The 13,641-nt window shown below is 61.5% G+C and carries 11 protein-coding genes; 5 read left to right on the top strand and 6 right to left on the bottom strand.

All coding sequences use genetic code 11. From position 1 onward, the window contains the following. The first annotated feature begins 137 nt into the window (after positions 1-137). Positions 138-1,721, top strand: a complete 1,584-nt coding sequence (locus CAP2UW1_RS08695) for a sensor histidine kinase (RefSeq protein WP_015766265.1) — start codon at positions 138-140, stop codon at positions 1,719-1,721. After that, complete coding sequence (locus CAP2UW1_RS08690; RefSeq protein ID WP_015766264.1) at positions 1,711-2,334, top strand: response regulator transcription factor; 624 nt, start codon at positions 1,711-1,713, stop codon at positions 2,332-2,334. Before CAP2UW1_RS08695 ends, CAP2UW1_RS08690 begins: the two co-directional genes overlap by 11 nt. 248 nt (positions 2,335-2,582) lie before the next feature. On the opposite strand, the gene CAP2UW1_RS08685 is transcribed toward CAP2UW1_RS08690, so the two are convergent. The 4 genes from CAP2UW1_RS08685 to CAP2UW1_RS25515 form a co-directional block, all read right to left on the bottom strand. Continuing rightward, complete coding sequence (locus tag CAP2UW1_RS08685; protein WP_015766263.1) at positions 2,583-4,019, bottom strand: reverse transcriptase family protein; 1,437 nt, start codon at positions 4,017-4,019, stop codon at positions 2,583-2,585. A gap of 672 nt (positions 4,020-4,691) precedes the next feature. Next, positions 4,692-6,146: a hypothetical protein gene (locus CAP2UW1_RS08680; protein ID WP_015766261.1), complete on the bottom strand. Its 1,455-nt coding sequence runs from the start codon at positions 6,144-6,146 to the stop codon at positions 4,692-4,694. A gap of 3 nt (positions 6,147-6,149) precedes the next feature. Then, complete coding sequence (locus CAP2UW1_RS08675) at positions 6,150-7,262, bottom strand: AAA family ATPase (RefSeq protein ID WP_015766260.1); 1,113 nt, start codon at positions 7,260-7,262, stop codon at positions 6,150-6,152. A 141-nt stretch (positions 7,263-7,403) separates the two neighbouring features. After that, positions 7,404-7,946, bottom strand: coding sequence for a hypothetical protein (locus CAP2UW1_RS25515; RefSeq protein ID WP_199931610.1), 543 nt, complete (start codon positions 7,944-7,946; stop codon positions 7,404-7,406). Between the two features lie 239 nt (positions 7,947-8,185). Here CAP2UW1_RS25515 and CAP2UW1_RS08670 point away from each other — a divergent pair, with 239 nt between their 5' ends. Beyond that, on the top strand, positions 8,186-8,365 hold the full coding sequence (locus tag CAP2UW1_RS08670; protein ID WP_041567781.1) for a hypothetical protein: 180 nt from the start codon (positions 8,186-8,188) through the stop codon (positions 8,363-8,365). 229 nt (positions 8,366-8,594) lie between these two features. Here CAP2UW1_RS08670 and CAP2UW1_RS08665 read toward each other — a convergent pair whose 3' ends face one another. Then, complete coding sequence (locus CAP2UW1_RS08665; RefSeq protein WP_081444076.1) at positions 8,595-9,863, bottom strand: IS4 family transposase; 1,269 nt, start codon at positions 9,861-9,863, stop codon at positions 8,595-8,597. A 459-nt stretch (positions 9,864-10,322) separates the two neighbouring features. Between CAP2UW1_RS08665 and CAP2UW1_RS25510 the strand changes: the two genes are divergently transcribed. Further along, on the top strand, positions 10,323-10,490 hold the full coding sequence (locus tag CAP2UW1_RS25510) for a hypothetical protein (protein WP_015766258.1): 168 nt from the start codon (positions 10,323-10,325) through the stop codon (positions 10,488-10,490). Positions 10,491-10,561: 71 nt separating this feature from the next. On the opposite strand, the gene CAP2UW1_RS08660 is transcribed toward CAP2UW1_RS25510, so the two are convergent. Continuing rightward, positions 10,562-12,226: a SulP family inorganic anion transporter gene (locus CAP2UW1_RS08660; RefSeq protein WP_015766257.1), complete on the bottom strand. Its 1,665-nt coding sequence runs from the start codon at positions 12,224-12,226 to the stop codon at positions 10,562-10,564. A gap of 325 nt (positions 12,227-12,551) precedes the next feature. Here CAP2UW1_RS08660 and CAP2UW1_RS08655 point away from each other — a divergent pair, with 325 nt between their 5' ends. Continuing rightward, positions 12,552-13,616 (top strand): MBL fold metallo-hydrolase, encoded by a 1,065-nt coding sequence (locus tag CAP2UW1_RS08655; protein ID WP_015766256.1) that lies wholly within the window; start codon positions 12,552-12,554, stop codon positions 13,614-13,616. Positions 13,617-13,641 lie beyond the last annotated feature (25 nt).

Raw genomic sequence — 13,641 nt, 5'->3', positions numbered from 1 at the left:
ACACCGAGAGGCCCGTCGAGGCGTCCAAGGGAGCGCATTCGGGGCGTTGGTAAGGGAAACACTTACGCAATTCAACCCATGTCGGGAATGCCGGGCACGGGCATAATGGTGGCTCGATCAACTCCCAACGGTCACTCATGCCAAAGTCGGCGATCCGGCCTCTTGGTTGGCAGGCTGCTCTGCTGCTCTTGCTGGGCTACATTGCGCTCGACTGGACCAGCCAGAGCCATCCACTGCACGGCCTCGCCATCACGCCCTGGAGTCCGGCACCGGCGCTCGGCCTGCTGTGTCTCGTGCGCTATGGTGGGAGGGCCGCGCCACTGCTGGCGCTGGCGATCCTGGCGGCCGATGGCTGGCTGCGTGATCTGTCGCTGCCCTGGCAACTTGGCGCCGGCCTGGCGATTCAACTGGCTGCCGGCGATTGGGCGATTGCGGAGGTCATGCGCCGCCGGCTGAACCGCAAGGGGGTGTTTGCCGATCGGCGCGGCCTGATCACCTGGGTCTCGATCGTGGTCATCGGTACCCTGTTCAATAGCCTGGCCTTCATTGCCGGCTTGCTGCTCACCCGCTTTCTGCCGCCCGAGGCAGCAGCCGAGTCACTGGTACATCACTGGCTCGGCCAGCTCGGCAGCGTCCTGGTGTTCATGCCACTGTTGGCGATGATCATGGATGCGCGCGGGCGCGCCCGCCTACGCCCGCTATTGCTTGGCCAGGAGTCGTTGAGCCTGGTGGCCACCGGCAGCGTTCTAGCGTTCACCTTTTTCACTGGCGAGATGACGGAGTTCAAGTACTTCTCCGTACTTTTCTTGCCCATCGCCTGGGCAGCCGCCAGGCAAGGCCTGGCCGGAGCCGTGCTCACCGTTGGGCTGACGCAGCTTGGCGTCATCGCGGCGGCGCGCTTGCTCGGTCTTTCCGCTATCAATGTGCTCGAACTGGAAGTGCTGGTGATGGTTCTCGCCTTGTCGGGATTCTTCATCGGCGTGGTGGTCGATGAGAAGCAGCGGCTGGGTGCCGAACTGCAGCAGACGCTGCGCCTCGCGGCTGCCGGCGAGATGGCCGGCGCCCTGTCGCACGAACTGCATCAGCCGCTGACCGCACTGCTGATGTACGCCAGGGCGGGTCAGCATTTGCTCGCTGCCGGTGAAACCGGCGAACGGCTGCGCGATGTGATCGCTCGCGTGGAGGCGGAATCCCAGCGCGCGGCCGACGTGGTCAGTCGCCTGCGCGATTTCTTTCGCACGGGAACGACCCGCCTCGAACGGATCTGGCTGCGTGAGCTCCTCTCCCTGGCGGCATCGCGTTTGTCCGCGCAGGCGAAGCAACAGGGCATCGCCTTGGTGCTCCATCCGGCGCCGCCCTGCGCGCTGTGGGCGGATCGACTGCAGCTCGAAGTGGTTTTGCGCAACCTACTCGCCAACGCCTTCGAGGCGGCTGCCGAACGACCCGAGGCAGAGCGGCAGGTGCGTGTTTCAACACATCTGGAAAGCGCTGGACGGGTCTGCATCACCGTCGAGGACAGCGGCCCGGGCGTCACGGAGGAAATGGTGGAACATCTGTTCGAAGCGTTTCACACGTCGAAAGCAAGCGGCATGGGACTTGGCCTGGCCATCAGCCGGGCCATCATCGAGGCACACGGCGGCAGTCTGCTGGCCGAGGTGGCCGATCACGGCGTGTTCAAAGTATTTCTTCCGATCGAGGAGTCTCCCGGCGATGGCACATGAGGTCAACACGGTCTTCATCGTCGAGGACGATCCGTCGGTACGCGATGCGCTGGGGCTGCTGCTCGGTCTGCACGGTCTGACCGTCGCGCTGTTTGCCGACGCCGAGAGCTTCCTCGCGGCCCGCCGCCCGGACTGGTACGGCTGCCTGCTCATCGACATCCGCATGCCGGGAATGAACGGCCTGGCCTTACAGAAGCATCTTCTCGAGAGCGGCTGCTGGCTGCCGGTGATCGTGATGACGGGACATGGCGACGTCGATTCGGCGCGGCAGGCCTTCCGCGCGCAGGCGGTCGATTTCGTGGAGAAGCCGATCGATCATGACCGGCTGATGCGAGCCATCGAAGAGGCGTTCGCGCGGCAGCGATCGCAACGGGACAATCGGGATCGCAACGCCGAATCCGCGGACCTGCTGGCGGCCTTGACGCCACGCGAAGCGGAAGTCATGGAACAGGTGGTGGCCGGCCAGCACAACCGGGACATTGCGCGCAAGCTGGGCATCAGTCCACGCACCGTCGAGGTACACAAGGCCAGACTGCTGGCCAAGCTGCGCGTCAGCAGTATCGCCGATCTGGTTCGCCTGAGCATGGACGGTCGCAAGGCAGGTCGCGGCTGAGTGTGAACGCGCCGATCGATGCCGCGTGAGCAGCTTCCCAGGCTACTGGCCAGGGAAGGGAAAATCCAGCGGCACCAGGACAGGCAATCCCGGGCTCCGGCCGATGCCGGCAATACACGGCCCACGGCCGACTGGGGCGCCAGATCAGGGTGGCGAGCGACAGCACGACGCCGAGGATCACGCCCTCTTCGACGCCGAGCAGCAACACGCCAGCGACGCTGGCAAGCAGCGCTCCGGCGTTGCCGCGCTCATCGCGCCAGACCTGGCACGGAGTCGTCAGGTCGATCATGCTCCCACGGCACGGCATCGAAGAGCGCTTGCAGACGCGCGCCGCGTTCGGGATTGACTTGCCGGAACCACGACAGTCGCCCCTGCAAATGGGCGCCAAAATCGGGCACTCCGCGGTGATTCTGGCTTGCCGGTCCATGGCGGCGGCAATTGGTGAGGATGGCCTTGAGCCTGTCGTACTCGGTACGGGGCAGGTTGAGCCGCTCATTCACCACCAGGCCGGTAATGCGCTGGCTGGCGCAGGCAGGAGCCAGTCGCGTCTTGCGCCAGTTTGGCGAGAAGCCCTCTTCCAGAATGATCTCCTGAACCATCGACACGATGCGCCGGCCGCGGGCAAGGTCTCCGTCGGCACAGGAAAACACCAGATCATCGACGTAGCGACTGTAGCCAGCCTGACATTCGCGTGCCGCGCCGGCCAGGCGCAGGTCGAGACGATACGCGCAGAGGTTGGCCAGCGCGGGCGACGTCGGCGCACCCTGAGGCAGATGCCGTCCCATGAACTGGCGTGCCCAATCGCGACGCCGGCAGCGCTCCTCGGGACTCGGATACGCCTCTTGCGGAACCTGGCGAAGCAGCCAGGCGGGGCTGCAGCGAGTGGTCAGGCCAGTCAGATAGCGGGCCGTCTCGCGCGGGTAGCCGAGGGTGCGAAACAGCGCATGAACGCGGGCACCCGAGATACCGACAAAGAAATCGCGCAGATCCAGCTTCAACAAGAGTGCCGAGCCAAGGTGCCGACGCGCGTTGTCCACCACCGAGCGGCCCCGCACGCAACCCTGTGCCGCTTCGTGCACCGGCACCCGGTTGAGGATTTCGCGCAGGATACGGCGCTGAATGAAGCGTAGATTCTCCTTGGGCGCCTCGATCAAGCGCGCTCCACCTGCCGCCTTGGCCACCCAGCGGGAATGGTAGTGATCGCGCTTTTCGACGCGCGAACGGACAGACCACGCTGCCGCATCGGCGTACCAATCGAGCAGGGAAGGCGTCATTTCCAGCCAGTCCGCGAGATCACCGATGGTCGCCAACGACGGCAGGAGAAGCCCGGCCAAAGGCTCGGGCGGATGTCCCATCGGCTGGTGAAATGGGTAGTAGGCACGCACCCCCGGGGCTCCTTCAGGCTGCTCGAAAGCGGCCAGGAAAGCGGGGAAAGCGAGGATCGCCGCGACGACCTGATCATGCTGCCGCGGGTGCCAGACTTCGCCCGCTGGCGGCGCACACTCGAAATGCAGATGCAGCGCCAGCGGCACCAGCCACGGCGTGGGATGGCCGAGCACGCGCTCCGCCCTTGCGCGCATCGCGGGAGGGCTCGCCTCACCCGCCATGCAGGCGCGCGCCAAGGCGGTCGCCACCCGGCGCTGGGCTGCCGACGCGTAGCTGGAGCGATCAGAAAGCTCATCCATAGCGGCTTGAGAAATCAAAGCGTGGCGCCCTCTCCAGCCTGTCGTGTGACGCCTGAGCTGAACACGCCGCAGGCGTGAGCCGCTCAGGCAACGAAAAGCCGACTACCGAAAGAACTCCAGGGTAACCCTGGAATGGCCGAGCCAATTGCAGCCCGAACCCACCTGGAGAGGCGCACCACGAACAGAGACTAATGCACCCGCAGGAAGCGAGTCAAATGACAACGAACTTTCCCGCAAGCCGTTCGGGCCACGCACCGCCTTGCCGTTCTGACCTTCGCCAAACGCCTCGCGTGCGCACATCGCCGCGAACGGTGGCGCCGCCACTGTTCAGACGCGGCGGGTGATCGATGAAGAAACGGCCGCATGACACAAAGTACAAAGCCGTAGCAGGCACGAGTGCCCGCCTACGCGCCTGCGTTCTCGCTCATGCCGGCGATGTGCGAGTCATGGAGGAGCTTTCCCGAAGAGCGGACGCGCACCGTTCAGCCCGCCTGTGACACCTGCTCAGCCAGGCAGCGAAACGCCTGCACGGTGCTCAGGAAAACCTGCCCGCTGAGTTCCTTGCCGAGCAACTCACTCTGCTGCAGGCGGTCCATCACCGGGCCCTTGACCGCCCTTGACCCTCGAACAGAGACTGCCGTACCAAGGTATCTCGATGATTCTTCCGGGAAGTCAGAGCGAAAGGCTGAAAATTTGGTACCACGTTGTTGCAGACTGAATTCTCTCTTGCGTAAAACGCCCGCGCTCGGCAGACTTGTCAATATTGTTCGGATGCCAGATGCTGGAGTTCCAGTCTTCGTTTCGCGCAATATGACTATCTTCCGGAATGGCATAGTGAAGCAAATCGACTGACAGCTTTCGATCTGTTTTATGGAAACTGCTGGCAAGCACCGTAGTGGGAGGCGAGCTGCCTTGCCTCGCCATCTGGGTGGCGACTGAAGCAAGAAATGGCTGGGACCAAGCGTCTGTCATATGGGTTACTTCGTAGCACATCTGCGGTCCGAAGGATTCATTTACTTGAACATCACCAGCATAACGAGGGGTAGTCTTGCAGCCGGAAAACTGCGGGAACCCGCTGGAATCGGCAACCACCTGAATCCGTATTGCGATCATTTCGCTGCAACGGCGACCCTCATACTTGCCAAGTGCCACCAATTTATCCTGGCCACGCTTCGATGCGGTGTTGATATATGCAAGCCCGCGCCAATCTCCCGTGGGTAGCGAAACGGTTTGTCCAGCAATCAGTATCTGTTCCTTGAAGGAATTTCCGGTGTAGACGTCGCCCTTGTCGTCAGTCGAATTGGCTGGAGTACGGTTCGCGGTTGTGGTATCCGAGATTGCAAAACGGTCCGCTTGGTAGCCTCCCTGGAAAGAGGTCTGGACAACGCCGGTAATTTTCTGGATCTTTCTCGAAGCGTCATCGAATTCCTTGGAGTCCTGGTTATACGCGTAAAAATACTCCCCTTGCCGGGAGCAGTTGCGACATGGCGATGCTTCGTGGGTGCGAACTTCAACCGGGATACTGTTGGCTATTCCGTCGACATCCTGACCGTGGTAACCGGCAAGGATGATTTTCGCGATGCGACTTCTCGGGTTGACTGATATTCTCCACAATACCGGGTCGTAGGACATCAATACCAGAACCATTGGCGCAGGTGACCGGCTGACCTCCACCGATATCGATCTTGTTGATCGTAGACCAGCGTATTTGCTATGGCACTCGGCCATAGCTGTGCTGTCGTCTTTGAAGGCCATGCATTTGGCCCACCAAGGCTGCTCCTTCTGCCCATTTGGAAGTGCTCCTTGATAGACGCCGATCATGTGAACTTCTGTCCCTTGGGGAAAGGGGGAATTGAGCGAGGGAAGGCCGACGTCGAAAGCCGGATTCAACCTGGAGGCGGCGGTACTGACTGAAGTATTCGATGTACTGGCTGGCTGAGTGCGATTGAAGCTGGCTTTTCCAATGGCGACTGTTGGCGGTGCCTTGTAAGTCGCAAGAGGAGGCGTACCCGTTCCCTGATTCCGCCATGGGCTGAACAAATAAGCGAGGCCAGACAGCAGCAGGGTAATGACAACCGTCCATCGCCAGGCTGCCGACGTTTCCCAAAGCCCGTCTTCCACCGCCATGGCTTAGCTGACTTCTGGTGATGCGCGTACCGCGCGGGCAACAATTCCTTGGCTCTCGGTCTGCACGAGAGAGATGCGCGTAAAACCCTTCCTTCTGGCTTCTATCAGAGAGTCTGCAAGCTGTTCTTCGATTGCCCGCACCAGATCCCTTGATGATCCAACGGTGCCGAGTTTCTTGTGTCGGACCATCAACATCAGCACAATGTTTGGGTCGATTCCTTGCTCGGCGACTTCAAGCCCGTAGCTACTGATCATTTGTTCTATTTCGAGCGCCGATACCCGGGCGATATCAAGTCCCTCCAATGTGCGGAAAACAAATATCCGATCGATTCTGTTGAGCACTTCGGGGGCGAATTGCGCTTCTCGCAGGGTATTCACCGCAGCGGTGCGCATCGATTCTGGGTCTCCAGCATACTGTGTGGCCAGCATACCGAGACGTTCGGTTGCCGCGTTGCTGGTTAAAACGAAAATCGCGCCAGTAGTCGAGACGATTTTTCCGTCGGAGCGCTCGGTTACGAAGCCGTCATTCCAAGCCGTCAAAAAGGCTTTCAATACGTCGGGGTGGGCCTTCTCTATTTCATCCAGCAAGACCACCGCATTGGGCGTGTCGCGCAAACCGCCAGTGAGTTTGCCATAGCTGTCTGAGCCAACATAGCCTTTACTCATGCCAAACAGTTGTGACAACGAATGGCTTCCTGCTGCAAATTGTGCCATGTCCAGATGCAATAGTTCGCGGTCAAGTTCCTGGGCAAGAACTTTCGCCAAGAAAGTCTTTCCGGTTCCCGGCGGACCGGCGAAAAGAAATATTCCGACTGGCTTACCGCGGCGAGACAGCGCCAAACGACGTCTGATTTGGGCGGCGATGTCGGTACAAACCGAGTCCTGGCCAATTATCCGTTGTTTAAGTGCCCGTGAGAGACTTTCGGCATCAAGATAAGTGGCAGCTTCAAGTTCGGGTAGCCTGTCTTCAATAACTTGCCTATTGGTCAGTCGGTCCAAGATATCCATGAGTGTTGGCCGGAGGAAAAGTGAAGGAAGTTTTTCGCGTGAATATAGCCAGCCAAGGACCAACAACAGCCAGCCAATGGTTGCTGCGCAGGCAAAATACCAGAACATGCCGCGCACACCGTTAAGAAGACTGGTTGCAGTTGATCGATCAGGCCAGATATCCTGAAGGAACTTGAACAAGGCAATCAGCAGTACCAGTGCAAACAACAGAGGTACATAACGCTGGAGACTGTGTAGCAACGCTGGTGCCTAGAAATTGACGGGCAAACTTATAGCTTGCCCTTCCGTTATTAGGGGGAGTGAAACCTTTCCCGCGCCGTTTCGAACGCCAAGTGTTATCCCGCCGCCGCCATCGTGTGCTCCGGTTATCTGAATGGTTTGGCTGGCGTCTATGGGGAGCGTGACGATGGTTGGTTCATTTAGCAGGGCTACGTCGATTGCATATCCTGCCGAAGAAAGGCGCACGACATCGCCATCTTGCGAGGCGAAATCCCAGACGGTGATTCTAGCTAATACCGTGGGCGATGACCCGGGGGCCTTTCTATCCAGCGTGTGCTTCATGGCTTGACGTAAACTTGGGTCGAGACGCATCGTATCAAGTGCTGCATCAACATCATGATCCTTGACTTGCTCTACTGCTATTGTTCTCAGGTGGGTGAATCCGGTTATCAGTTCAGCCTTTTCTTTTTCTGTGACGCGGTCGGCTGGCAAAGGATTCCACCATGCGGTCATGGCGTAGCCTGTTCCAGCGATCAATAGCCCGGTGACCAGAAGGAGATTCAATCTGGACATCGGGCCTTTCTGGGGCCGCGGTTCGTGCGCGATTTGCTCTGCGGGCTGCGTCTCAAGGTGTTTCATAGTTGATTTACGGCGGGTCTGGGCGGATAGAACTCTATTCTATACGCATTTTCTGTGAACAATCTGTAGCGAAGTTTAGTGCCATTTTGGTCCGGCCGCTAGTGCGCAGAGACCGGGCATCACTCTGCGTCACCTGGTCAACGCCATTCCGCTGTACGCCATCAAGGGGCCTCTTGACCGTCGAGAAGAAGGGCAAGAAGAACGTCTTCTCCAGCCGCATCCTCGAAATCGAAGGTCTGCCGAACCTCAAGGTCGAGCAAGCGTTCGAACTCCCCGACGCTGCCGCCGGAGGGCACGAATTTCAATGCCATTTTTGGAAGTATCTCGACCGTTCCCGTCCGTGTCAATCGTGACTTTCGTGCCCAGGATTCCTGAGCGCCCATAAAAACCAGCTCCGGAAAGGCCGTTGTCTGTGCCTGTGGTCATCTGGGCGTCGGAAGTTTGCCGCTCAGATGACCACAGGCACGAGTCGCCCCCGACGAGTGAGTCTGTTCGTCTTGTGTCCTACCACGCGATATGCTGATCGAACTCGTAGTCGGCTGCGGGTTGCGCTTCCAATGCTCCCAACCTATCAGAACCTTGTCATACTCCACTTTTGTAAGCGTGTGATAAATGTGGTTTTTGGGTGAATTTCCTGGGGTATGACCGGTTTGGTTTTATCTGGACGAGGTTCTTGATGAGTTCGTTGAAGACCGAGGTGATGTTGTCGAGGGCGTCGCGGCCTTGGAGGAGCCAGCGTCCGAGTGTACGCTTGATGCGCGAGAAGGTGTCGCCGCGGTTGATGAAGTAACTTGCGCGGGTGTTGGGATCGAGGGATTCGCTGGCGGCATGGACGGCCAGGGCATTGATGTTGTCGCAGAGGATTTTAGCGCCGAAGTCTTGTCGTGCGGCCAACCAGGACATGCCCGACAGATGCTCCAGGGCCAGACGGTGCTTGATCCGTTTGAAGGCTTCCTCAATTCTCCACCGCGAGTGATAGAGCGCCCCGAATTCGGCAGCGGGATAGGCGTCGAGGTCGAGGAGCGAGGTCACGAGGACACGCACCTTGTGGCCGAAGACCTGGCGAATCAGGCGCACCTCACAAGGCGTGGCGGCAATTTCGTAGTCCAGCGCATCCTGTTTGCAGGGAGCGGGCAGCCTGACGATTTGCTCGGCCAGGCCGGATCGGCGGAAGGCTTGAATAGCGCTGAAATTGAGGCTGTCCGCTCGCATGCAGAAGTGCCGCCCGCGCTGCAACAAGGCGGCGAAGAGCCAGTAGGCTGGGTAACCGCGGTCGAGCACCAGAATGTCCTTGGAACGGAGTTTATCGAGATGTTCGAAGAGCATCTGACGCTCGCCGACGTCAGGAGAATACAGCGTGGCCGCCAGGGTCATTTCGATCCCGGGCAGATACAGTGCGAAGCCAATGGCGTCGACCACGTGGCGAACAAATGGCCTGCCGTCACGGGTCTTGCCGAACAAAGTCAGGCGCAGGACCGTGGCATCGCCGGCGACGACCCGCAGACCGCGCCAGAGGGGAAAGCCGAACTGCGTATCGACCAAGGCGAGGAAGTGATCGTTGAGAAGCTCGAAGGCGGTGGCCGACACCTGCTTTCGGGCTTTGGCAAAGGCTTGTGCGGAGACTTCTCGCAGCAGGTCGGCGCGGTTCGCCAGATTGGCGAAGAACGCGTCGAGTTCAGACTGCACTTTCGACGTGTATCCGCCGAGCAGGCAGGCGATCAGGCGGGGAAAACTGAGGAAGCCCGTTCGCGAGAAAGCTTTCGTCGAAAGACGCGCATCAAGGAAAAAAGCTTGGGAAACAAGATACTTGGAAAACGAGTCAACGACGTTGACATAAAGATCGCGGCATATAAAATTTTACATCCGTATCAAGGGGATACCCACTTTGCCTTGTCCTCGCCCGGCGCGCAACCGGTTTCTCGGCGGGTTCCTGAATTTATGCTAATCGCGTGTTAGGTTGGGAGCATTGGTTGCGCTTCCGGATCGATGGCGTCCGATCCGCTGTCCTGCATCTCCCACAGCGGCGGACCGCGCGCTGACATCAGACTAGACGGCACTGCGCAGTGATGCACAGCTGACGGTGGCAGGCACGGCTGAGGGGTCGGGTGATCAGGACCATGAACTGTATGCTCACCCAGCTATCGATGCAAACGTAACAGCATGCTCGGTGGACTCTCGGCATTGCCACAGGCCTGCCCTGCTGCAAGCGGCTACGCGGCGCTTACGACACAACGTCAGGGAGGAGCCCCCGCTCAGGGGAGGATCCTCGCCAGACTCGACGACCGAGATCTTTAGCTCGAGGGGCTCAAGGTGTCGAGCCGCAAGAACCAATTGACGAAGCAGTACCGTGAAGCCTTAGCCAACCACGACCGCGCCCAGATCCGCGTGATGCTCATGCCGGCGCCCGATCAGGCGGCAGGCGTTGGCGTCGCGGCTGATCGTGATCGCGATGACCGCTGGCACGCGAGCAGCGTGTGAGGCCACCGGCCAAGGTCTCGAAAACCCAGCGGCACCACAAGGAGCTTTCCCGAAGAACGGACGCGCACCGTTCAGCCCGCCCGTGACACCTGCTCAGCCAGGCAGCGAAACGCCTGCACGGTGCTCAGGAAAACCTGCCCGCTGAGTTCCTTGCCGAGCAACTCACTCTGCTGCAGGCGGTCCATCACCGGGCCCTTGACCTCGGTCAGATGCAGTTTGATCGCCTGTGCCCGCAGGCTGCGGTTGATCTCGGTCAGCGCATACAGACCGGTGGTATCGATCAGGCTCACCGCCGACATGACCAGCACCACGTGGCCGGTGGCCAGACGCTGCGTCGCGCGCGCCTTCAGCAGGTTCTCGAGGCGATCGACGACGGCGTCGACATTGCCAAAATACAGGTCGGCGTCGATGCGCAGCATCAGCACCTCGGGCAGCGTTTCCACGTCATGCCGTTCGACGTTGCGGAAGTGCTCGCTGCCCGGGATCCTGCCGATGACGGCGATATGCGGCCGGCTGGTGCGCCAGATCAGGGTGGCCAGCGACAGCACGACGCCGAGGATCACGCCCTCTTCGACGCCGAGCAGCAACACGCCGGCGACGGTGGCCAGCAGCGCTCCGGCATCGCCGCGATCATAGCGCCAGGCGTCGCGCAGAGTCGTCAGGTCGACCATGCCGAGCACGGCCAGGATGATCGTTGCCGCCAGCGCCGGCAGCGGCAGCAGCGACACCCAGGCAGTCGGCACCACCAGGATGATCAGGACCACGGCGGCCGAACTCACGCTGGCCAGGGGCGTGTTGGCACCGGCCGAGTAGTTCACCGCCGACCGCGAAATGCTGCCGGTCACCGGTAGGCCCCCGGATAGCGCGCTGGCCAGATTGGCGGCGCCGAGGCCCAGCAGCTCGCGGTTGGTGCTGATGCGTTCGCCGCGCTTTAGCGCCAGCGATTGCGCCGCCGACTGACTGGAGAGAAAGATCATGAAGGCGATCAGCACGCCGGGCACCAGCAAGGCTCGCCAATGTTCGGCCGACACGCTCAAGGCCAATCCGGGTATCCCCGAGGGAATCTCGCCAACCGCCTTCACCCCGCCTGGCGTCAGGCCCAGCGTAACGACCGCTGCCGTCGCCGCGACCAGCACCGCCACCGGCGCCAGTCTGGCCAGCGTCTCGGCGACGCGCGTGGACATCCCCAGACCACTCAGCACCTTCGCCAGATACTGCTTCGCCGCCCACAAGGTGAGCAGCGAACTGACGCCGATGATGGCACTCGGCAGATGGACTGCCGTCGGCGGCCCGCCGAGCAGCGGCTCCAACTGGCCGCCGGTGATCAGCAGGGCCGCGCCGGTGGTGAAACCGCTCATCACCGGCCGGCTGAGGAAGCCGGCGAGGAAACCGAGACGGAAGATGCCGCTCAGGAACAGCACCACGCCGGCGATCAGCGCCATCTGGCCGGCCAGAACGACGCTCAGAGGCGAGCCGGGCGGTGCGAGCGCCGCCAGCGCGGTGCCCGTCATCAGCGAGGTGATCGCCATCGGACCCACCGACTGCACCATGCTGCTGCCGAAGACCGCGTAGGCAATGGGTGGCAGGATGCTCGCGTACAGTCCGACCACCGGCGGCAGCCCGGCGACCAGGGCATAGGCCATGCCCTGGGGAATCAGCATGAGGGCGACGATGACGCCGGCAGCGATGTCGCCGGCCAGCAGATCGCGGCGATAGTGTTTCAGCCAGAACGGCATGGCTACTCTCTCCCGATTGTCCACCAAGCGCGATGGGACGCGCCGACCATGGTACCCGTCATGCCGCTGTCGCCCTATAGGGGCATGCCGGGTACGAACGCCCCCGGCGCTGCCGGCTGCCGGTCGGTGCTGCACGGTGAGCGAGCCGTCCGGCAGATTGAGAGAAGTCCCGGACGGCCGCATAATCCGCCCATGCGTGCGGTCATTTGCTGGACAAGAGCCGTCGATCGCTGCGCACAGCCAGACCGGGAGGCGACAATGGTCGTTCGTGGCTCGCCCGGGGCGGCCTGTACGGCGATGTCTTCTGACGAGCAAGGAGAGCACGATGATCTTCGAACAAGTCGCCACCGGCGGCTGCCAGTCCTACCTGATCGGCTGCAGCGAGACCAGTGGAGCCGCGCTGATCGATCCGGAAATCACCCAGATCGACCACTACATTGCGCTCGCCGCCCGTGACGGCTTGCGCATCCGCTACCTGATCGATACCCACACCCACGCCGACCACTTCTCGGCGACCCGGCAGCTGGCGCGGCAGCTTGGCGTGCCCGTGGTCATGCACCGGGCGAGTCCGGCGCCGTTTGTGGACATGCGGATCGGCGACGGCGAGATGGTGATGCTGGGTAAACTGCGCCTGCAGGCGATCCACACGCCGGGCCACACTGCCGACTCGCTGTGCCTGCGCGTCGAGGACCGCCTGTTCACCGGCGACACTCTGCTTTTCGGTGCCACCGGTCGTACCGATTTGCCGAGCGGCGACCCGGAAGCGCTCTATGACAGCCTCTTCCATCGCCTCCTGCGTCTCGACCCGAACCTCAGGATCTTCCCCGCGCACGACTACAAGGGTCGCCAGAGCTCGACCATCGGCCAGGAAATCGCCAGCAATCCGCGCCTGCAGAAGCAGGAGCGGGCCGACTTCGTCGCCATGATGCGCAACCTCAATCTCTCCATGCCCACGCATGTCACCGAGGCGCTGCGTACGAACATGAGCGGTGGCAAATCGGTTGCCCAGCTACTCGCCGAAGCCGCGCTGCGCGTACCGTTCATGTCGCTCGAAGAACTCAGGGCGCGCGTCGAGGCGCAGGAGGACGACCTGATCGTGCTCGACGTGCGTGAGCGTGACGCTTACGAAGTCGGCCATGTTCCGGGAGCCCGCCTGCTGCCGCGCGGTCAGCTCGAATTGCGGGTCAACCAGGAACTGTCGGACCCGACGCGGCGCATCCTCACCTGCTGCGAACTGGGTTACGTCTCGACGCTGGCGGCGTCGACCCTGCGTGAGATGGGCTTCCTGCACACCGTCGCGCTCGACGGCGGAATGAAGGCCTGGCGCGAAGCCGGCTACCCGCTCGCAACCGGTCCCGCCATGACGCGTGCGGCGCCTGCCGCTGGTTAGGCGGAGCCTCCGGAACTGAGACCGT

The organism is Candidatus Accumulibacter phosphatis (assembly GCF_000024165.1).
GTDB classification, from domain to species: Bacteria; Pseudomonadota; Gammaproteobacteria; order Burkholderiales; family Rhodocyclaceae; genus Accumulibacter; species Accumulibacter phosphatis.
The sequence above is the reverse complement of the archived record's forward strand: the minus strand, read 5'-3'. Positions and strand labels throughout refer to the sequence as shown.

Excerpts from the sequence above, each read along its gene's own strand:
- CAP2UW1_RS08695 (WP_015766265.1), top strand. The coding sequence starts at position 138 with ATGCCAAAGTCGGCGATCCGGCCTCTTGGTTGGCAGGCTGCTCTGCTG.
- CAP2UW1_RS08690 (WP_015766264.1), top strand. The coding sequence starts at position 1,711 with ATGGCACATGAGGTCAACACGGTCTTCATCGTCGAGGACGATCCGTCG.
- CAP2UW1_RS08685 (WP_015766263.1), bottom strand. The coding sequence starts at position 4,019 with ATGGATGAGCTTTCTGATCGCTCCAGCTACGCGTCGGCAGCCCAGCGC.
- CAP2UW1_RS08680 (WP_015766261.1), bottom strand. The coding sequence starts at position 6,146 with ATGGCGGTGGAAGACGGGCTTTGGGAAACGTCGGCAGCCTGGCGATGG.
- CAP2UW1_RS08675 (WP_015766260.1), bottom strand. The coding sequence starts at position 7,262 with ATGTTCTGGTATTTTGCCTGCGCAGCAACCATTGGCTGGCTGTTGTTG.
- CAP2UW1_RS25515 (WP_199931610.1), bottom strand. The coding sequence starts at position 7,946 with ATGTCCAGATTGAATCTCCTTCTGGTCACCGGGCTATTGATCGCTGGA.
- CAP2UW1_RS08660 (WP_015766257.1), bottom strand. The coding sequence starts at position 12,226 with ATGCCGTTCTGGCTGAAACACTATCGCCGCGATCTGCTGGCCGGCGAC.
- CAP2UW1_RS08655 (WP_015766256.1), top strand. The coding sequence starts at position 12,552 with ATGATCTTCGAACAAGTCGCCACCGGCGGCTGCCAGTCCTACCTGATC.